This window comes from Streptomyces sp. NPDC051243 (assembly GCF_044455405.1).
Lineage (GTDB): Bacteria > Actinomycetota > Actinomycetes > Streptomycetales > Streptomycetaceae > Streptomyces.
This window is the reverse complement of the sequence record NZ_JBITES010000003.1, coordinates 502,343-521,727: the sequence shown is the minus strand read 5'-3', so window position 1 is coordinate 521,727 and position 19,385 is coordinate 502,343. Positions and strand designations below refer to the sequence as shown.

At 65.5% G+C, this 19,385-nt stretch carries 17 protein-coding genes; all 17 read left to right on the top strand.

Annotated elements, in window-relative coordinates; genetic code table 11:
• The first annotated feature begins 48 nt into the window (after window positions 1-48).
• Window positions 49-639, top strand: a complete 591-nt coding sequence (locus ACIBAG_RS09595; protein ID WP_399102839.1) for a 2'-5' RNA ligase family protein — start codon at window positions 49-51, stop codon at window positions 637-639.
• Window positions 640-1,147: 508 nt separating this feature from the next.
• On the top strand, window positions 1,148-3,190 hold the full coding sequence (locus ACIBAG_RS09590; RefSeq protein ID WP_399102837.1) for an ATP-binding protein: 2,043 nt from the start codon (window positions 1,148-1,150) through the stop codon (window positions 3,188-3,190).
• Between the two features lie 283 nt (window positions 3,191-3,473).
• Window positions 3,474-3,854, top strand: coding sequence for a helix-turn-helix domain-containing protein (locus ACIBAG_RS09585; protein ID WP_399102835.1), 381 nt, complete (start codon window positions 3,474-3,476; stop codon window positions 3,852-3,854).
• A gap of 48 nt (window positions 3,855-3,902) precedes the next feature.
• Complete coding sequence (locus ACIBAG_RS09580; RefSeq protein ID WP_399102833.1) at window positions 3,903-5,498, top strand: LacI family DNA-binding transcriptional regulator; 1,596 nt, start codon at window positions 3,903-3,905, stop codon at window positions 5,496-5,498.
• Between the two features lie 272 nt (window positions 5,499-5,770).
• Window positions 5,771-7,033 (top strand): helix-turn-helix domain-containing protein, encoded by a 1,263-nt coding sequence (locus tag ACIBAG_RS09575; RefSeq protein ID WP_399102831.1) that lies wholly within the window; start codon window positions 5,771-5,773, stop codon window positions 7,031-7,033.
• A 5-nt stretch (window positions 7,034-7,038) separates the two neighbouring features.
• Window positions 7,039-7,593 carry a flavoprotein gene (locus ACIBAG_RS09570; protein WP_399102829.1) on the top strand — a complete coding sequence of 185 codons (555 nt, stop codon included), beginning with the start codon at window positions 7,039-7,041 and terminating at the stop codon, window positions 7,591-7,593.
• 132 nt (window positions 7,594-7,725) lie between these two features.
• Window positions 7,726-8,277 (top strand): helix-turn-helix domain-containing protein, encoded by a 552-nt coding sequence (locus tag ACIBAG_RS09565; RefSeq protein ID WP_399102828.1) that lies wholly within the window; start codon window positions 7,726-7,728, stop codon window positions 8,275-8,277.
• A 1,474-nt stretch (window positions 8,278-9,751) separates the two neighbouring features.
• The gene (locus tag ACIBAG_RS09560; protein WP_399102825.1) at window positions 9,752-10,759 is read left to right on the top strand and encodes an NAD-dependent epimerase/dehydratase family protein; all 1,008 of its coding nucleotides are present in this window, start codon (window positions 9,752-9,754) and stop codon (window positions 10,757-10,759) included.
• A 143-nt stretch (window positions 10,760-10,902) separates the two neighbouring features.
• A complete protein-coding gene (locus ACIBAG_RS09555; RefSeq protein WP_399102823.1) occupies window positions 10,903-11,706 on the top strand; it encodes a glycosyltransferase family 2 protein in 804 nt (267 codons plus the stop codon).
• Window positions 11,707-11,762: 56 nt separating this feature from the next.
• Window positions 11,763-12,509, top strand: a complete 747-nt coding sequence (locus tag ACIBAG_RS09550) for a class I SAM-dependent methyltransferase (RefSeq protein ID WP_399102821.1) — start codon at window positions 11,763-11,765, stop codon at window positions 12,507-12,509.
• Window positions 12,510-12,525: 16 nt separating this feature from the next.
• Window positions 12,526-13,179 (top strand): phytanoyl-CoA dioxygenase family protein, encoded by a 654-nt coding sequence (locus tag ACIBAG_RS09545; protein ID WP_399102819.1) that lies wholly within the window; start codon window positions 12,526-12,528, stop codon window positions 13,177-13,179.
• Between the two features lie 35 nt (window positions 13,180-13,214).
• Complete coding sequence (locus ACIBAG_RS09540) at window positions 13,215-14,228, top strand: glycosyltransferase family 2 protein (protein WP_399102817.1); 1,014 nt, start codon at window positions 13,215-13,217, stop codon at window positions 14,226-14,228.
• The gene (locus tag ACIBAG_RS09535; protein ID WP_399102815.1) at window positions 14,228-15,283 is read left to right on the top strand and encodes a glycosyltransferase; all 1,056 of its coding nucleotides are present in this window, start codon (window positions 14,228-14,230) and stop codon (window positions 15,281-15,283) included. Before ACIBAG_RS09540 ends, ACIBAG_RS09535 begins: the two co-directional genes overlap by 1 nt.
• Before the next feature lie 11 nt (window positions 15,284-15,294).
• Window positions 15,295-16,509, top strand: a complete 1,215-nt coding sequence (locus ACIBAG_RS09530; RefSeq protein WP_399102813.1) for a polysaccharide pyruvyl transferase family protein — start codon at window positions 15,295-15,297, stop codon at window positions 16,507-16,509.
• Entirely contained in the window at window positions 16,506-17,558 is a 1,053-nt protein-coding gene (locus tag ACIBAG_RS09525) for a nitroreductase family protein (protein ID WP_399102811.1), read from the top strand. Before ACIBAG_RS09530 ends, ACIBAG_RS09525 begins: the two co-directional genes overlap by 4 nt.
• Window positions 17,555-18,382: an HAD family hydrolase gene (locus ACIBAG_RS09520; protein WP_399102809.1), complete on the top strand. Its 828-nt coding sequence runs from the start codon at window positions 17,555-17,557 to the stop codon at window positions 18,380-18,382. Before ACIBAG_RS09525 ends, ACIBAG_RS09520 begins: the two co-directional genes overlap by 4 nt.
• Window positions 18,382-19,383, top strand: coding sequence for a glycosyltransferase (locus ACIBAG_RS09515; protein ID WP_399102806.1), 1,002 nt, complete (start codon window positions 18,382-18,384; stop codon window positions 19,381-19,383). Before ACIBAG_RS09520 ends, ACIBAG_RS09515 begins: the two co-directional genes overlap by 1 nt.
• Window positions 19,384-19,385: the final 2 nt, after the last annotated feature.

Below are 19,385 nucleotides of genomic sequence, written 5' to 3'. Positions count from 1 at the left end.
CACGTCATCGCCGCGCACGATTGGGCTGCCTTCGCCACCGTTGATCGGATGAGTAACCACTGGGACCGGCCAGGCTGGCACGAATCCACGCGCGCCTACTACTGGATGCTCACCTTCGCCGATGCCGCCGCCCTTACCGAGCAGATGCGGTCCTGCCAGCAGCAGCTCGCTTCGCTCGACTTCGACCTCATCGGCGAGGACGGGTTGCACCTGACCTTGGGGCGGATCGGCCTAGCGAACGAGGTCAGCGAAGCCCAGCTTCACACGCTCCGTAATCGAGCGTCAGCCCGGCTTCCCGATGCCTTCACCATCAGTGCAATCCCGATGGCTGCTTCCCGCGGGGCCGTCCGCTACAGCGTCGCCCCCTGGACCCCACTCATCAACCTCCACAGCGCCCTGTCGCTTACGAGCGATCAGTGCGGACTGCCGCTGAAGAAGCCGACCTCCGTGCTGCGCCCACACATCGGCATTGCCTACTGCAACCGAACCCTGGACTCGCACAGGGTGCGGGAGACGATCAGGCCGCTGCGTGACCTACCCGCCATCACAGTACCGATCGGACACGTTGAGCTGGTGGAACTACGGCGCGAAGAGCGCGCCTACCGATGGCGCACCCTCGCCGTACTGCCCTTGCGCTGACGATCGAGACCCAATTGCGCGAGCGACTCCGATCTTGTGCAATGAGTTAGCGGTCAGACGCCACCGCCGGACTCTTCGATGGTGATGTCTGATGCCGGGGGCAGTCGAAGCTCACCAGGCTGTGCTGAACAGCGGGTCACCCGGTGTGCGCCAGGCGCAGCTGGGACGCATCACGGCCGTTCTCCAAGCAGGGATGGCCTCGTGAATCGGCCAGTGCCCGGGCGGTGGCACGGCGAGGGGCACGGTGCGCTGCTCGGGCTGGGCGGCGCCTTCCTCGATGACGGTGCGTCGGGACGGCCGACGAGCTCGATCGCGATCGACCGCAGCCAGCCCGCCAGCCCGGTGCTGGAACGGCGGCGGCGCGCGGACAGCCCCCAGCCTGCTGCCTGCTGCCTGCTGCCTCCAAGGCGAGGACGACGAGGAAGCCACTCCGTGAGCATCTCCGTCGCCGAGCACGCTCCACCGCGCCCGCAGATAGGGTTGGCGGCGTCGGAGCGAGGAGGAAACCATGGCGCTGACCACGTCGCTGGCTGGCCGGGTCCGGAACACGAGCCTACCGAAGAGCCATGCCCTCTTGCCGCTCCTTGAGGCCGTCGTTAACGGCATTCAGGCGATCGACGCCCGATTCGGCGACGACGTCGAGCGCGGCCGTCTGAGCGTCAGGATCCAGCGCAGCCCGCAGGAGGAACTCGACCTCGGTCCCGCTGGCCCTGGGCGCGTGGCGCTGAAGCCCATCGTCGGCTTCAGCGTCGAGGACAACGGGGTGGGCTTCACCCCGGAGAACATGACCTCGTTCGAGACGCTGGACAGCGACCACAAGGCCGCCATCGGCTGCCGTGGCGTGGGACGCCTGCTCTGGCTCAAGGCGTTCGACAGAGTCTCGATCCGCAGCACCTATGAGGACGAAGCCGGAGGCCTCCACGGGCGGCAGTTCCGGTTCTCCGTCGAGGGGGAGGTCGAGCCGGACGGGGACGCGGACGGCCTCGGCAATATCGGCACGATCGTGAGCCTCGACGGGTTCAAGAAGCCCTTCCAGCAGAGCGCGGCGAAGTCGGTCGACGCCATCGCTCGCGAGACGTTCGAGCACTGCATCTGGTACTTCCTCCGCCCAGGGGGCGCGCCTGACATTACGGTGACCGACGACGACGAGACCGTCTCGCTCAACGACCTCATGGACGACTTTGTGTTCTCCGAGATGCCGACGACCTCGATCGACGTCAAGGGTGAGAAGTTCGACATGGTCAACCTCTGTCTCAAGTCCTCGACGCGTAATCTCGCACCGCGGCTGTACTGGTGCGCCGCGAGCCGCGTGGTCATGGAGGAGAACCTCACGAGCAAGGTGCCAGGGCTCTACGGGAGACTCAAGGACGCAGCGTCCTCCCAGTTCACGTATGTCTGCTACCTGTCTTCCGGCTTCCTGGACAACCACGTCCGCGCGGACCGCACGGCCTTCGACATCGCGGAGCGCGTGCCGGGCGCGACGCTGATCGAAGACGTGTCGCTGGACGACATCCGCGAGGGCGTGCTAAAGGAAGTCGAGAGGATCCTCGCTGGCCCGCTCAGTGCAGCGCGCGAGGAGGGCAAGGCTCGGGTCAACGAGTTCGTGAGCAACCGTGCACCGAGGTACCGGCCCGTTCTGTCGCGGCTCGAATCGCTCGGTGTGACCGTGGATCCGTCCATCAAGGACCACGACCTTGAGCTGTTGCTGCATGGCAACCTGCAGAAGCTCGAAGCCACCGCGATCGCCGAGGGCCAGGCCGTCTTCGCCGAAGTCGGCTCCGCTCCGCCGGAGGACTACGCCGAACGGCTCGCTCGGTATCTGGACATGGTGAAGGACATCAACCAGTCCGACCTGGCCGCGTACGTCTCGCGCCGGCGAGCGATCCTCGACGTACTCACCAGACTGATCAGGTCCGACGACCAGGGCAGGTACAGCAAGGAGGACGCCATCCACTCGCTGCTCATCCCGATGCGGACCGACTCGAACGAGATCGGCACCGACGCCTCGAACCTGTGGATCATCGACGAGCGGCTTGCGTTCCACGACTACCTCGCCTCCGACAAGACGCTTAAGAGCATGCCGATTACAGGATCCGAATCGACGAGGGAGCCCGACGTGCTCGCGACCCGGCTCGTCGGCTCCCCAGTGCTGGCCGCGGAGGGCGAGACGCTCCCGCTGCCGTCCATCGTCGTGATCGAAATCAAACGGCCGATGCGTAACGACGCGTCGGAGGACAAAGATCCGATCCAGCAGTGCCTGGAGTATGTGAAGCGTGTGCGCGCCGGTGGCGTGAAGACCGCATCGGGGCGACAGATCCCCGAGACGCATGAGGCGCCCGCTTTCTGCTACGTCGTCGCCGATCTCACGCCGACGATGGTGGATAGGTGCAAATATGCGAGCCTACGTCCCACCCACGACGGACTCGGTTACTTCGGTTTCAACGAGCCGTACAAGGCATACATCGAAGTGGTGAGCTTCGACCGTCTCGTCAACGCGGCCACCGAGCGGAACCGAGCGTTCTTCGACAAATTGGGACTTCCGTCCAGTTGATCGATGATGGGGCTATTTGAATTCAAGAACCCCATTATCACCGCCGATGAGTGCGGTTTGAGCGTGCATGCGGGTGGCGTGGGGCATAAGGCAGCGGTTATCGGCTGAGCCTTCGGGAGAACGCTTCATGAGTCCGAAGGAGGCCGTCCGATGACCGCTCCGCACAGTGTCTCGGTTCCCGAGTTGCTGCAGGGGTCGAGCGTGTGACGAACGCAGTCCGGCACCGCTGACCGAGTACGCCCCCCTACCGAGTTGGGACCCACTTTCCTTGCATCACTCCGCGATGCCCCCTGCCCTCGTGCGCCTCCGCCCCAGCACCGAAGATGAAGCCGCCTTGCCCCGTCTCTACCGCCCCGAGGAGATCGCCGAAGCCCTCGGCTGCTCCGCCTGGTGGGTCAAGGATCGCGCCCGGCGCAGCCTCATTCCGCATGTCCGCGTCGGCCGCGCATACCGCTTCACCGCGGAACACCTCGCCGAGATCGTCCGCCTATACGAAGAGCGCCCGACACGATGCGCCGGCGGCGCGGCGGCCGTTCCAACCTGCACAACGCATCCCGCCGCACGAGCCCGTGCCTCCCAGCCTCGCCCCCCGACCACGCCCTCGACGACGGGGCGTCTGCGGGCCCGTCCGCCGCGCCGCACCCTGTACGAGCCCGTCGTTTAGCGCGCCCGCGCCAGCTGCAAGCCAGGAGCAGGGAGAGGAAGACGGAAGTTGGGTTTCGCGGAGAAGCGTGGAAACTACTGGCGCGGTCGGTACAGGATCGCGTCAGGCAAGAACCTCACGGTTGTCGACGAGAGCGGCAAGGCGATCCGGTTCGCCACCAAGGGCGAGGCCCAGCGCGCCGCGAGCGAGGCCGAGAACAAATACAGACGGGGCGACTGGCGCGATCCATCGCTCGGCCAGGAGACCTTCGGCGAGTACGCGAACCGCTGGTACGAGGCTCAGGATCTGGCCGCCTCGACCATGCAGAACTACCGTCGCCACATCGAGGAGCACCTGCTCCCCGAGTTCGAGAACAAGGCGCTCGCCGGCATCCTGCGCACGGATGTCGACCTGTGGGAGAAGAAGGAGAAGGCCGTGTACGCGGCCTCCAGCGTCAAGACCTGGCGCTCGACGCTCCACTTGATCTTCGAGGACGCGATCGACGAGGGCCTGATCACCCTGAACCCCGCCGCCAGGCGGCGTGGGCGCGGCAAGCGGGCCGGCCGCTCCCGCGACCGCGGCCCCGAGAAGGTCGTCACGGACTCGCTCGGCATCTTGCTGTCTGCCGAGCGCGCCGCTCTGCTCTCCGGCCGCGACGACGAGTTCGTCGCCGTCGTCCTCAAGGGGTACACCGGCATGCGCTGGGGTGAAATCGTAGGCCTGGAAACGGAGTTCGCCCACCCCGGATCCTTCCGGGTCGAGTGGCAGCTGTACGAACTCGACACCGGCGAGCTCGTGCGCTGCCCGCCCAAGGACGACAGCTTCCGCACCATCGACGCGATGGACTGGCTGTCGGCCATGGTCGGCAACCACGTCGCCCGAACGAAGCCGACACCCTGTCCGTGTCACGGCAAGAGCTACGTCTTCCGCGGCCAGGGCGCTGCCCGCACCGGCGGCCACCAGGGCGCGAAGCTCATCGACGTCGCGCGCCGAGCCGAAGTCTCCACGGGAACGGTGTCCAACGTCCTCAACCACCCCGACCGCGTCACCGAAGCCAAGCGGGTAAGGGTGGAGCAGGCCATCGCGGACCTGGGGTTCGTGCGGGGTGGTGTGGCGCCGGAGCACGCAGCCCACTGGCGTCGAAACGGCTTCGCGACGTGGCTGTTCACCCCGGCAGTCTCGGGCTGGTACCCGAGGAAGGCGCCGCAGGAGGCCCGCCCCGTACCACTGCTCGGCGAGCCCTGGCCTGGTGTCCCGGCGCGAGGACGGGGCGCCCGTGAGCGGGCCGACGTCTGCTGGCTTCCCATCGCCAAGGGCCTCACGCCCCATGGCCTGCGCCACACCCACCGGACTGTGATGGAGGACCTCGGCACCGAGAAGGTCCTCATGTGCGAGCGCATGGGCCACATCGATGGCTCCGTCTCGGCGCGCTATGCCCACGTCACCCCCGGCATGCGCAAGCGCCTCATGCTCAGACTGACCGAGCAGTGGGAGACGGCGCTCGACGCCCGACTGGCCTTGTGCCCGACCTCTCCGGTACGCGTGCTCAACGAGCTTCTGCGCGCGCACGCGTCCATGGTCCAGTCTCCTCGCCATCGATCCGTAGCCTGCTGCCGGTCGCGGCGGGGGCCGCGTCCACGGACGTGGTGTACGGCGGGTTGTTGAGGAAGTCGCGGGTCGGGGTAGTTGAAGCGGGGAGGGCACCCCAGCCGTCAACTCCCGCACATATTCAGCCCAGGTTGTCCCACGTGAATGGCGACCTCCCCGTAGACGTGAGCGGTGCCTAGGTCTCCCGCACCCGTGGATGCATCGATCGAGCCTCTCGAAGCCGGACAGAGTGTCCGGCACGCCCCAGACCCGAGAGCGGATGCTGAGCCCCGGCACCACCTACCCGAATCACTCCCTGATCCCGGGATCTGGTCGGCCGCTACCGTGAATTGCAGACCGAAAGCCGGGAGGCAGCGCACATGCGGGGTCTTGGGGACCACCTCAGCATCGGAGAGCGGATCGCGTTCTACCGCGAGCGCCGGGGCTATACGCAGCCTGTGCTCGCAGGGCTCGTTGGGCACAGCACCGACTGGCTGTCGAAGATCGAGCGGGGTGCGCGGAAGCCTCCCAGGATCGACAAGCTCGCCGAGCTCGCCCGCGTGCTGCGTGTACCACTGGGCGACTTGATGGGGCAGCCCCTCCTCATGGAAGACGACGACAGGCACATGGACGACGTGCCAGCCGTTCGTGATGCCCTGATGAACCCTCGCCGGCTCTCCAAGCTGCTGTTCGGGCCGACGGCGGACAGACAGCTGCCCCGGCCAGAGCAGGCCCAGACGTTCGTGGAACGAAGCTGGGGTGACTACCAGGCCGGCGTTCTCGGGGAGGTTATAGCCGCGTTGCCGGGTCTGCTCCGAACGGCTCAGGAGCTCGAAGACCTTCCGCCCGGCGATGAGCGTCGACGCGGCCTCGCGGTCTCCGCTCGCACGCATCATCTGGCGGCGACCACCCTTGCCAAAGTGGGTGAGTCCGACCTGTCTTGGCTCGCGGCCGAGCGCGCCATGCGGGCAGCCGACGAGTCCGAGGATCCACTGTCGCTCGCCTCCGCCGCACGATCCGGCACTCATGCCCTCCTGGCCAACGGGCGTTACGCGGACGCCCTCGAACTGGGCGACACCGCCGCAGCCTGGCTCGCGCGCCAGGTCGACGAGGACGATCCCGCCGCCCTGAGCCTGCTCGGCATGATTCACCTGCGCGCGGCTGTAGCTGCAGCGCGTCACCAGGACCGGCCCACAGCCAGCACCTTGCTCGAACGCGCGACGAGGCTGGCCGAGCGCCTCGGCTCCGACGAGAACTACTGGCAGACCTGCTTCGGCCCGACGAACGTCGAACTGCACCGACTCTCGATCGAGCTGGACCTGGAGAACATCCCGTACGTCATCGACCACGGGAACATCGACGTCGACCACATGCCGCCAGAACGCGCAGTGTCCCACCGCATCGACTACGCCCGCGCCCTTTGCCTCAGCGGACGCGTCGACGACGCCTTCAGCGAGCTGCGTGAGGCTGAGCGGACATCGCCGCAGCTCGTGCGGAACAATCCGCGAGTACGAGAGACTCTTCGTGATCTGAGGAAGCAGTCCCCGGTCACTGGTGGCAGACACTCCTCCGAGCTGCTGGCCATGGCCCAACGGTGCAGGGCGGTGCAATGACGTTGATGCAGGGCAAGGTGCTGGGCGTCGTAGGGTCGGGCGCCGGCGGAGTCGAAGAGCTGCGTACGGGACTCGTGGTTCCCGCCCTCGAACGCGGCTGGACCGTCGCGGTTACGCTCACACCGACAGCAGGTGAGTGGCTCCGTTCCAGTGGAGAGGCGGCCAGGATCGAGGAGCTGACGGGCCTGCCCTTACGAACCGAGTCGCGTATGCCTGGTGACTCACGCCCGCACCCTCCGGTGGACTGCTACGTCGTTGCCCCTGCGAGCGCCAACACCGTCGCCAAGATTGCCTTGGGCATCTCGGACAACCAGGCGTTGACGCAGGTCAACGAGGCTATCGGGACCCTCAATCTTCCAGTTGTCGTCTGGCCGCGGGTCAATGCCGCGCACGCCCGCCACCCCGCGTGGGAGGGGCACATCAAGGCTCTGCACGATACGGGGGTTCGGTTGATCTACGGGGACGAGGTGTGGCCGCTCGCCGAGCCGCGGGCTGGGATGCCGGGGCGCCGGTACCCGTGGAAAGCGGTACTCGACCAGGCGGAGACGACCACCGCCTGATACCTAGTCAATAGCAGTTACGTCGCGCCGAGTCAGACCCGGACAGACTGTCCGGCTCCTTTGCTCTGCACCGAGCCATTCTGAGGGCGTCACCGACCAACGTCCGATTGTGCTGGTGAGCAGCGTACGGCCATGAACGGGGAACGGTCACACGCCGACCGGCTCGCTGTGGTTGTCGGGAGCCACCGGTACCAGTTCGCCAAGGAGTGGATGTCCGTGTCAGGGCTGCGCACCGCCGAGGGACCCGCGACTGCCATGCGTCCGCGCCGCTGCATCGAGTGTGCGTGCCAACTGAGCAGATACAACAGGGAGGACTGCTGCAGCGCCTGTCTCCGAGGGCGGCAGGTGACCGCACCGGCCTCCCGCTGCGTGCCCGAGCAGGTCTGGGAGGTGCCAGAAGTCCGGTTAGCCCTGGCAGAGCGAGACTTCGGGAGACTCTGCACGTTGGTGCGAACCCTCGGAGGGCTGCGACAGGATGACATGGTCACGCTGACTGGGTTGAGTCAGTCATTCCTGTCAATGCTTGAAAGAGGCGAACGACGCCTCACAAACATAGACAGAATTGTTCAGCTTCTCGCTGGCCTGAAGGTCCCTCTCGAACTCACCGGCCCGATATTGCGACCATCTGGGCCCCCGGAGACCTTGGAAACGTCTCCGACGGGACTACCGGGCTCTGTCACCTGACCAGCGGAATCCCACGGACACACGTCGACAGTACGAGTGATCGTGAGGTATGCGTTCCCGGCAGTGGTGCCTCACCGAAGATCTCGACGGTTTTCTTGACCGAGCCGGAGACTCCTGCGGTCGCGCCCCGCGCGGCACACAATTCCGCTGACGGTGACCGAGTCTCTGCGTAAGCGTGGAGTGGACGCGTGCGGCGCCGAGGCCCCCATCTTCGGCTGGCTGGAGAGGGAAGGCGATGTCCACACGGCCCTCTTCCGCACCCCCACCCCGCCGCCTAGTCCTCGCCACGCTTACCACCGAGGAGGCTGACTCTCTCGCCGATCACCTGGCCAGCCTCGGTGACCCTCTCCCCGGGGTCACTGCAGACCACGGCACCGCCACGGCCTTTGCCCAGACTTGGCAGCGGCGCACGGGCGCGACGCTGCTGCTCTACGAGCGGCAGCGTCTCTACAGGCTCGGTGCACTTACGTCACCGGAGCCACTCCCAGAGGGCCAGGGAGGAGTCGCAGGCGAGCGAGGCGGTGAGCAACTGATGTGCTCGCACCGCGAGTTCGACGATGCCATCGGCGAAGTCCCCTCCACGGAGGCGAGCTCGTGGGCCGACACGCACATCGCCAACGAGCGGGTCAGACTCTGACAGACCCCCTGACAGCACCCCCGTCACCATGGCGGGCGCCACCCCCATGGTGGCTGGCCAGATCAGGGGTGACCCCTGTCTACACCCCGGCCCACCTGCGCGGCCGCGGCTATGGTCGCGAGGTTCCACAGAGGGTTGTGGAGCCGACGCTTCTGCCACCTGAGCTGGAGCCTGGCGCGCATCGCCTCACGAGCCTCGGCAAGATCGTCTGCCTGCTCGATGGTCGGCAGGCTCCACTCAACTCACTGCCTTGATCTTGCAGCCGCGTGCTGACCCGGCTCCTACCCGTAAAGCCGGTGCCGACGTGGCTCGTCAAGCATCGCATGCCCTTACGGAGCGGTACATCACCCCGGTGATATCACACCCGTGATGTGCCAACTCGCGGTAGTACAAGCAGAGTTACAGCAGCAAGCCGAACCACGACGGCCCCCTGCGGATGGCCGTGATAGCGCCAGCGGATAGTGTCCGCGTGACGAAAGGTGTGGGCAGTTTGTCCGCGCATGATGTTCGCACTGTGTAATCTCGCAGTCGCACGCAGTTGCACGGAGGCCACGACGCCTCTCGCCAGGACCGCACAAGCACCATCGGTAGCCATTCCCACCCGCCTTGAGACCCCACGTGAGATCGAGGCGACTGACCACTACATCCGGAACTGGCGAGGCGTCGCGACGCACATCCTCAACAGCCAACACATTCCACCGGAGCCAGCCCCAGGCCCAGCCCTGGCCGGCCTCGTGCCAGCCTGAGGGACGGCTCCTCGCTGTGAACAGATGAACCGTACACAGAAGTCCGAACTGGTGAGACCCGATCACATGTGCTCGGGAGCGAGGGGACAACGTGGGACAGACAGCATTCGTAACCGGCGTCGCGGGGCTGCTCGGCAGCCACATAGCCGAGACACTCCTCCGCGAAGGACACGAGGTCAAAGCGGTCGACAACCTCTTCGGTGGATACAAGGACAACATCCCCGACGGCGTCGACTTCCGCTTAGCGGACTGCCGTATCACCGAGGACTACGCGGACCTTCTCAAAGGGGCCGACGTCGTCTACCACTGCGCGGCAGCTCCCTACGAAGGCGTCAGCGTCTTCTCGCCCTACCTCGTGCACGAACACACCTGCAGCGCCACCATCGCCGTGCTCTCGGCCGCTGTCAGCGCGGGCGTTCAACGATTCGTGTTCTGCTCCTCGATGGCCCGCTATGGCACCGGCAATCCACCCTTCACGGAAGACATGCCGCGCAATCCGGTCGACCCATACGGCATCGCCAAGTGCGCCGCCGAGCTGACCATCGAAACGATCTGCCGGGCCCACAGCGTCGAGTTCAACATCGCCGTGCCGCACAACGTCATCGGCCCGCGGCAAAGCTTCGATGATCCATACAGGAACGTCGCGGCCATCATGATCAACCGAATGCTCCGGGGCCTGCCGCCCGTGATCTACGGCGACGGCTCGCAGCGCCGGTGCTTCAGCTTCATCTCCGACGTCGTGTCGTGCCTGACGAAGCTGGGAACCGACGCGGCAGTTCAAGGCGAGATCGTCAACATCGGGCCTGACGAAGAGACAGTCTCCATTCTGGAACTCGCCGAGACGGTCGCTGATGTCATCGGGGTGCCGTGCGACCCCGTCTTCATGCCCGGTCGGCCGCTCGAAGTCCACCACGCCACGTGCAACTCCGATAAGGCACGACGACTGCTGGGCTACAAGACGCAGGTGAACCTGCGGGAGGGCCTGACCAGCATGGCCAAGTGGATCGAGTCCCAGGGCCCCCGGGAGTTCAACTACCACCTACCTCTGGAGATCATCACCACGCAGACCCCGGCAACCTGGACGCAGAGGCTCCTTTAGACGTCACCGCGCACTCCCATCACTTGGTCCGACTCTCTTCTCCAGGAGCCACTCCACTGATGCGAACTTGCACCCCCATCACCTTCGCCATCTGCAGCAACCGACTGAGCCAGCTCTTCCTGGCAGCAGAACGTACTCTCGGAATGCTCGGTGAGCAGGACCAGCTCGTCATCGTCGTGGACACAGACGCCACAGCCTTCGACGGCATCCCCCCACACCCTGCCATCACGGTCCTGCACAACGACCGCAACCGAGGCTTGGCATACAGCCGCAACCGCGCGATGAAGGAGTGCGAAACCCGGCACCTGGTCTTCGTCGACGACGACATAGTCCTGACCCGAAGCGCCATCGAGGGCACTCGGGCCGCCCTCACAGCCGGCGCGGACATCGTGGGCACTCGCATAACAGCCGACTTCAACGGCCAGGGCGTCCCCTGGTTTCTGACCGGCGGCCAACTGCACTACCTCGGAGTACACAACCCTTCGTTACCTGCGTCCATTTGGGGCGGGTGCCTGGCCGTGGACGTTGAACGAGCACGCATTCTCGGGGTGGACTTCGACGAAAGCCTGGGACGCGTCGGAACGAGCCTCACCTCCGCCGAAGACACGACCTTCGTGCGTCACATGCTCCGCAAGGGAGCCCACTCAACAGTCCTTCATGACATCTCAGTGACCCACACCATTCCCGTCGAGCGGCTGCGATTCTCCTACCTCCTCAGGCGTGCGTACTGGCAAGGCCGCAGCGAGGTACGTCGCAACGACGCCAGGCAGGGACTTCTGAAGGAGTGGGGGAGGAACCGCCGCACCGAGAATGCGTCGGCCATTCGTAGCGCGGCATTGGCGATCATCTACACCACCGCAGTCACAGCGGGAGTTCTCCACGAACACCTGCAGGCCAGGGCCATCCAGTCCCGCCGACTACGGACCGCCCGGAACGCCATGAGCTGAACCCCGCGACCTCGTACGAGTCAATGAGCACATCATTCGAAGGAGCCCCCGCCAAAATGAATGTCGACGAGATCCAGCGCAAGGCACTCGAACTCGGCCCGTGGGTCAACAGCTTCGAGTTCGACGGCACTACCTACCCGCTGTCAGACCGCAAGCGCGCCGCCAACGCAGAACTCCCCGCGCCACCCCGCAAGGGCAGGGCGCAGGCGTTCTTCGAGGTGTTCCCCGACACCAGGCACATCCTCGAACTGGGCGCCCTCGAAGGCGCGGACACAGTCCGACTCGCACGCCGGCCCGGCACAGCCGTCGTCGCAGTCGAAGGTCGAGCCGACAACCTCGCACGGGCAGAGTTCATCATCGGGCTCCACCAGCTCGCCAACGTCGAGTTGATGTGCGCCGATGTAGAGACCCTCGACTTCGAAGCACTCGGAACGTTCGACGCCGTGCTGTGCGCTGGCCTCCTGTATCACCTCCAGGAGCCGTGGAAGCTCCTGCACCAGCTTGCGAAGATCACCGACCGCCTGTTCATCTCCACCCACTACTGGGGCGGTGTCGGCACGGAGAGAGCCGCCGATGGCTACACGGTCAAGCTCGTCCGCGAGGAGCACCCCGAGCCCCGAACCCGGGCGCTCACCGAGACGGTCCTTTGGTTCGACAGGGAATCCCTGCTGCATGCGATCAAGGACGCGGGATTCGACGCCGTGAACATCCTCCACGACGCCCCGACGGCCACCGTGTGCGACATGATCGTCGCCTGTCACCGCACATCCCCGCACCGCCCCAGTGGCACCACGGCAGCCTGACCCCCGGGGGAAAGATATGAATGCGCTGGCAGAGCAAGTCCGCACATACGGCCTAGCGACCGCACCACAACTACTCCAAGGCCCCGCACTGTCCCAGCTTCAAAGCGAGGCGGAGCGACTGGTGAGCCAGTTCACCGGCCACGGATACAGGTCCGACGACTACTGGTTCTTCGAGCAGCCCGGCACCCGTGAACCAATCCTCTACCGGATCCACAACCTGGAGCAGCAAGGCTCAGCACCGATCAACGCCTTGTTCGCGGACGGACCGCTGCATGAACTGGCCACCGACGTTCTGGGCTGTGAGGCCCGTCCCACCGTGTGCGCCATGATCGTGAAAATGCCGCGTCATGCTGCTCGCGTGCCGTGGCACAGGGACAGGACGTCAGTGCCACCGAACACGGTCATCAACCTCAGCCTCTTCCTCGATGACTCGAATTCGGACAACGGCTGCATCGAGTACGTGCCTCAATCGCACCTGCTGCCGGAGGACGCAGATGTCACGGCTGTCCACCAGCGAGGGCCTGTCGAGGCTGCCCCCGCCTGGGCCGGGGATGTGCTGGTGCACGACGTGCGCGCTGTGCATGCCTCGCGGTCCAACAGCACGGACGCATTCCGGCGCAGCATCGTGATCGAGTTCGCGCCGATCGACCTCGACCTCCCACACAGCTAAGGGGTGACATGAACGCGGCATATCCGCGGAAGGTAGTGACCGTCACCGTCGGAACGAACGAGCGCCAGTGGCTCCACAACTGCTTCAGTTCCCTGACCGCGAGCGACACCACCGACCTGGAGCTCGACGTCATGTACGTCGACAACGCCTCCACCGATGGAAGTATCGACGACGTACGCCGCTTCCCTCAGGTCGACATCATCCGAAACGATACGAACCTCGGCTTCGCCGCGGCCAACAACGTCGCGCTGCGCCATGCACTGAACGCGGGCGCGGACTACATCTTCCTGGTCAACCCGGACACCAGGACTCCCACGACACTCATCCGAGACCTAGTCGACTTCATGGACCGCCATCCCGAGTACGGAATCGTCGGCCCCCTGCAGTACACGTACAGCGACGCATCGGACCGCCTCAACGAGTACAACGAGTGGTCCAAGCTCGCGCTCCAGTGCGGAGAACAGCATGCCTTCGCCGCCGACTGGAAGGACCATCCCTCACCAGCCGGGCCCGAAGAGGGGAGAGCACCCAACACACTCGAGCACGCCTATGTGCAAGGTGCCGCTCTGTTCGTACGCTCCGACGCGCTCCGCACGGTGGGCCTGTTCGACGAGGTCTTCCACACCTACTACGAAGAGACGGACCTATGCCGCCGGACGAGGTGGGCTGGATGGCGCGTCGCCTTACTCCTCGACCTCGGGATCCAACACAAGGGCGGAGGCGGGGCAGGCAACGGCCGATACCGGCGAATTTACATGCGTCGCAACCGCTACTACTACCTGTCCACCGATGTCGACTGGACTCCGCGCAATGCACTGCGGCTCGCCGGGCGGTGGCTGAGGAAGGACTTCCGAGGCAAGAGTGTCGGCGGGCAAACCACAGCACTGCGAGGCACGTACGAAACCGTGCTCGCCATCGCATGGCTGTGCCTACAGATGCCGCAGATCATCGAGCGCCGGCGCCGACATCGGCACCTCGTGAACCTGCGCCCTGGGCCGGTAGGTCGGCGTTCCGCCCCCGCGGCCACTACGCAGGAAAGTGCACGGTGATGACCGGCATCCGCATCCTCTTCGCCGGCAACTTCCACTGGAACGCCGGCTCCAGCCACGTGATCGCCGCATACGCCAAGGCAGCGGCCAGCGTGCCCTGCGAGATCGCCGTTTCCGGTCAACTCGCTCGCCTGGACGCCCAGGTACCGCAGCACCTACCGCTGGTGGACGACGTCAACTGGGCCACGCACCTCGTCTTCGTCTTCGAAGGACGGCAGTTCCTCTCAGACACACAGATCGATCTATGTCAGCAGGTCCCCAGGCACCGCCGCTTGATCATCGATCCCGACGCCCACTGGGGCCCCTCAATGACCGTGGGCCTGGACGACTCCCACAGCAACTACACCGCCGCCAGTTGGAACAACCTGTATGCACAGCTCAGCGACGTCATCCTCCAGCCGCGAACAGCCCCAGCACTGCCGCTCGGAGCCGAATACTTTCCCTACTTCGGCATGCCGGAAATCCACAGGCGCGCCACGAACGCGCCGGAACCCCACCAACTGCCCTATGAACTCCAGTACATCGGCAGCAACTGGTGGCGCTGGCAGACGCTGTCCGATGTCGTACGAGCCGCCGCGGCAGCAGACCCCCGCATCGAACGCATCCGAGTGTGCGGCCGATGGTGGGACGGCGGGACGTGTCCTGGACACGAACAGGCGACCATCGCCGAGCCGAACTGGCTCTCAGACCGTGGGGTTGAGGTAGCGGCCTCAGTTCCGTTTGGGCACGTCGTCAGCGAGATGGCCAGCTCGGCGATCAACCCCATCCTGGTCCGGCCTGTCCTGGCGCAGAAGCGGCTCCTGACGCCTCGGATGTTCGAAACGCTCGCATCAGGGAGCCTGCCGGCTCTCACCGAAGACCTCGCCTACCTGGCGCCGGTGTACGGCGACGGCGCCGAGCACTTCTACCTGGGGGCCGAGCCAAGCGAAACCCTGGCGCGGATGCTTCGCGATCACGTCGCGTACCGGCAGCGTCTCGCCGACATCCAGACCCGCGTGTACGCGGCCTTCAACTACGAACGCGTCCTCGCTGACCTCGTGAAGTTCCTGCAGTGACAGGAGAGACCATGGTTCGCAACGTCATCGTCACAGGTGTTACCAGCTGTGAGAACCGAGGAGTCGAGGCGCTTGTCGCATCGATCGCAGCGGGACTCCACGAACACGGTGAGACACGCATCCGGGTCCTGACACAGACCCCCACCTTTGATCAAGAACTCCTTGCCCCATGGGGTGTCGACTGCGTGGCCGACCCGTTCGTCACTTCGAAGTCGTGGACTCGATATCGGCCAGCCGAGACCACCGAGCAGGCCAATACTCGACGCGATGCGCTGATGGATGAGGCCGACCTGCTGGTCGCGACCGGCGGAGACATCTACACCTCGGACTATGGAGTGAGCACCCGTTACCTAGCCGCACCCATAGCAGCCCAGAACCACGGTGTGCCCGTTGCGATGCTGGCGCATTCGATCGGCCCGTTCACAAGCCGGGAAGACGCACAGTCCTGGCTTGGGGTAGCCGAGAGGTGTGAGGTTCTGACCCTCCGCGAACGCGTTTCGCAGCATTACGTCCAGGAGGAGCTCGGCCTCTCGGCCGCAATGGCTCAGCTCACCGCCGACCCCGCGTTCCTGCTCCCTCCCGCGCCGCAGGAGCGAGTCCAAAGCCTCCTCACGGCCCTGGGCATCGAATCCGACGAGCCGTATGTCTGCGTTGCTCCAAGCCGCGGAATAGCCAGGTTCCGCAACCTCAACGAAGCCGCACACGACTGCGCACTGGGTCGGCTCGTTGACCGTCTCGTCAAGCAGTGGGGCATCCCGGTGCTTCTTCTCCCGCACGTCCACGACTCGCGGAGCCACAACGACGATCGCGTCCTCGTCGCTGAACTCGCCCGGCATGCAGGCCATCCCCTGGTGAAGGCCGTCACCGGTCCACTGACCGCAGCCGACTACAAAGGCCTCGCAGCCGGAGCGCACCTCGTCATCGCCGAGCGTCTCCATGCCGCAATCGGCGCGCTGTCCACCAAGACCCCGACGCTCGCCATCGGCTACTCGCAGAAGTTCCTCGGCGTCTTCGCCGACACCTACGGCGACGACATCCCCCTCGACTCGGTGCACCTCGACGTCGACACCTTCGTAGGGGACGAGAAGACCACCGAGCAGCTCCTCCATGGCCTGCAGATCCAGACCATGAAGAGCGCCCTCACCTCACGGCTGCCCGATCTCCTCGAACGCGCCAGGATGAACTTCACCCTGCTGCCCGCCATCAACAACGAGGTGTCGGCATGACGGTCGACAGCACGCAGGTGCGCTGCCAAGCCCGAACGGACGGACCCCGCAACGGCTGGCTGAAGAAGCTCACCCTGCTCAGCCGGGAGTACTACTACGACGCGAAACGGTTCATCGCTCACTCCGGTGCCCTCTCGCCGAGGCATCTCGCGACACTCCGCGCGCTCGTGACGATGGACACGCACCGTGTGGAGAAGGGTCTCGCCATCCCCAGTCCAAAGCCGTGGTTCGGGGAATCGATCATCCAACGAGTCTTGCACAACACGTCGTTGTACGCACGCCTGGGCGGCGACGAAGACGTATGCAAGGCCGCCCTGGACGCGGTCGAGGGCTACCTCGACGCCAACTCCCAGCATGCGGCTGCCGAACCACAGTGGGTCCCCGAACTCACGCGCACCGTGGCCGGCCTCAATGAACAACTGCGACCTGCCGGACTGCTAGGCGGCACGAAGGCCGTGAGCCGCGAAACTATCTACAAAGCCAGCCGCCTTGACTCTCTGGACTTCTTCACCTCGCGGTACAGCATCCGGGACTTCGCTGCCGACCCCGTCACGGAGGAACAGATCGCAGCAGCCGTCACCGCCGCACAGCACACGCCTTCCGTGTGCAACCGCCAGAGTTGGTCGGTAAACGTCTTCCCCCGCGGCCCTCATGCAGACGCTGTCCTCGCCTGTCAAAACGGGAATGCAGGGTTCGGCCACACAGCCAGCCACATCCTGCTGATCACCGTCGACCTGCGGACCTTCGTGTATCCCGGGGAACGCAACCAGGGCTGGGTCGACGGAGGCATGTTCGCTATGTCCCTGCTCCACGCATTCCACGCTCTGGGCATAGGGACGTGCTGCCTCAACTGGTCCGTGGACAGCCAGGCCGATCGGCGACTACGCGCCGTCGCAGAGATTTCCAGCCACGAGATCGTGATCATGATGCTCGCCGTGGGCCAACTGCCGGAGAACCTGCGGGTAGCCACGTCCTGGCGCCGCCCGCTGGACGATGTCATCAGGACCGGCCGGCTGCGGCAGTTCACGATCCAGGGCGGTGACCAGTGAGGAACATCAGCCCCGCCCCCTCCCCCGCACCGTCCCGACCAGCGTCGGCGCGTGCAGGAAGCCCGAGCGGATACACGTCGATCGCTGTCGATGTCGGAGGCGTCATCTACTACGACGAACCTTTCGACCTCGCCTGGATTCAAGGAACCTACGAGCGCATCCGGCACGTCGAACCGGGCCTGACCGTGTCGCTCTTCCTGGAGCACATCAATGGGTTCTACCGCGGTGAAGCCGGAACTTTCCTCTCTCAGCCACCGGCCAGGGACAGCTGGCTGGACGTACGGCAGAGATGGACATCCCTGGTTCAGCCGATTCCCGGCGCCGTCGACGCCATCGCGACACTCACGCAGCATCTGCCCGTCTGCATCGTCGCGAACCAGCCTCCCGAATGCCACACGGCCCTGCAGGTGCTGGGGATAGGACAAAGGGTCGAACTCGTCGCCCTTGACACCGTGGTGGGCCTGTCGAAACCTGACCCCAGATTCTTCCGCTGGGCTTTCGACCAACTCGGCTGGAAGGCCTCTGAGGTCCTCGTCATCGGGGACCGCCCCGACCACGATGCGACGCCGGCCCTCGAACTCGGCTGCCAGTCGGCCCTGCTCATGCCCGACGACTGCTGGCTGGCACCCGACAAGCTGGCCCCAGGGATCGAAGACACATATCGAGCCGTCCGCAAGGACCTCCGGATCCTCCGCTCACGGCCAGCACAGCAGGCCAGTTGGAGCCTGGCCAGCTTGTCCGACATCACCCCTAGCCGCCAGAAGCGTCGCCGCACCAGTGGCGTTGGCTGCGGCCTGGACCACCACAACGAGAGAGATGCTTGATGAAGCTCGCCATGATCATCCCCCCGTACCGGTACGGCGCAGACCCCACCCAATGGATAACCGTGCCGCCCCAGGGGTACGGAGGCATCCAATGGGTGGCTGCGACTCTCATAGACGGGCTCCTCGAGGCAGGATGTGAAGTGCTGCTCGTTGGGGCGCCCGGCAGTCCGGCCCGTAGCGGCCTCAACGTGTCCGCTTCCCTGGAGCCCGGCGACATCCGTGCCGCCATCGACGACTTCAACCCGGCCGTCGTCCATGACCACTCGAACACCGCGGCCCTTCCACCTGAGGGTCACTGGCCCGTTGTGAGCACGCACCATCTCAACGGCGTGCCCGAGCGTAGGGAGAACGGGATCTACGTCTCCGCCGCGCAGCGTCGCAACGCAGGGTCGTTTACAGCACCCGTCATCCGCCTACCGGTCAACCCGGAGCGGTGCCTGTTCCAAGAAGAGAAGGACGACTATCTCCTGTTCATGGGTCGAGTCTCCGCACACAAAGGCGCGTATGAAGCAGCTGCCTTCGCGCATGCCGCGGGTTTGCCGCTCAAGGTTGCCGGCCCATCCTGGGAGCCGGAGTATCTGGAGAGGTTGCTCGCCGACTATCCGCACACCGCCGACTACATCGGTGAGGTAGGTGGCCGCGCCCGTACCGAACTCATCGCCCGCGCGAGAGCGATCCTCGTCCTTTCCCAGATGTGGGGCGGTCCCTTCGGCGGTCCGTGGGTCGAGCCCGGAGCAACCGTCGTGTCCGAATCAGCCGCCAGTGGAACGCCCGTGATCGCGAGCAGCAACGGCTGCCTGCCCGAGATCGTCCCCGGCGTCGGCACGGTCCTGCCCTCCACGGCAGAGATCACGCCTACCGCGGCGACCGAGATCCTGGACGGACTACCGACGGCTCAGGAGGTACTCAAGACGGCCGTGGACCGGTGGGGCCACGTCAAGATCGCCCAGGAGTACCTGACGGTCTACGAGCGGGCAGCACACGGCGAGCGTTGGATGTGACC

Coding starts and splice junctions, on each gene's coding strand:
- ACIBAG_RS09595 (WP_399102839.1), top strand. CDS start 49: ATGAGTAACCACTGGGACCGGCCAGGCTGGCACGAATCCACGCGCGCC.
- ACIBAG_RS09590 (WP_399102837.1), top strand. CDS start 1,148: ATGGCGCTGACCACGTCGCTGGCTGGCCGGGTCCGGAACACGAGCCTA.
- ACIBAG_RS09585 (WP_399102835.1), top strand. CDS start 3,474: ATGCCCCCTGCCCTCGTGCGCCTCCGCCCCAGCACCGAAGATGAAGCC.
- ACIBAG_RS09570 (WP_399102829.1), top strand. CDS start 7,039: ATGCAGGGCAAGGTGCTGGGCGTCGTAGGGTCGGGCGCCGGCGGAGTC.
- ACIBAG_RS09565 (WP_399102828.1), top strand. CDS start 7,726: ATGAACGGGGAACGGTCACACGCCGACCGGCTCGCTGTGGTTGTCGGG.
- ACIBAG_RS09555 (WP_399102823.1), top strand. CDS start 10,903: ATGCTCGGTGAGCAGGACCAGCTCGTCATCGTCGTGGACACAGACGCC.
- ACIBAG_RS09550 (WP_399102821.1), top strand. CDS start 11,763: ATGAATGTCGACGAGATCCAGCGCAAGGCACTCGAACTCGGCCCGTGG.
- ACIBAG_RS09545 (WP_399102819.1), top strand. CDS start 12,526: ATGAATGCGCTGGCAGAGCAAGTCCGCACATACGGCCTAGCGACCGCA.
- ACIBAG_RS09535 (WP_399102815.1), top strand. CDS start 14,228: ATGACCGGCATCCGCATCCTCTTCGCCGGCAACTTCCACTGGAACGCC.
- ACIBAG_RS09530 (WP_399102813.1), top strand. CDS start 15,295: ATGGTTCGCAACGTCATCGTCACAGGTGTTACCAGCTGTGAGAACCGA.
- ACIBAG_RS09525 (WP_399102811.1), top strand. CDS start 16,506: ATGACGGTCGACAGCACGCAGGTGCGCTGCCAAGCCCGAACGGACGGA.
- ACIBAG_RS09515 (WP_399102806.1), top strand. CDS start 18,382: ATGAAGCTCGCCATGATCATCCCCCCGTACCGGTACGGCGCAGACCCC.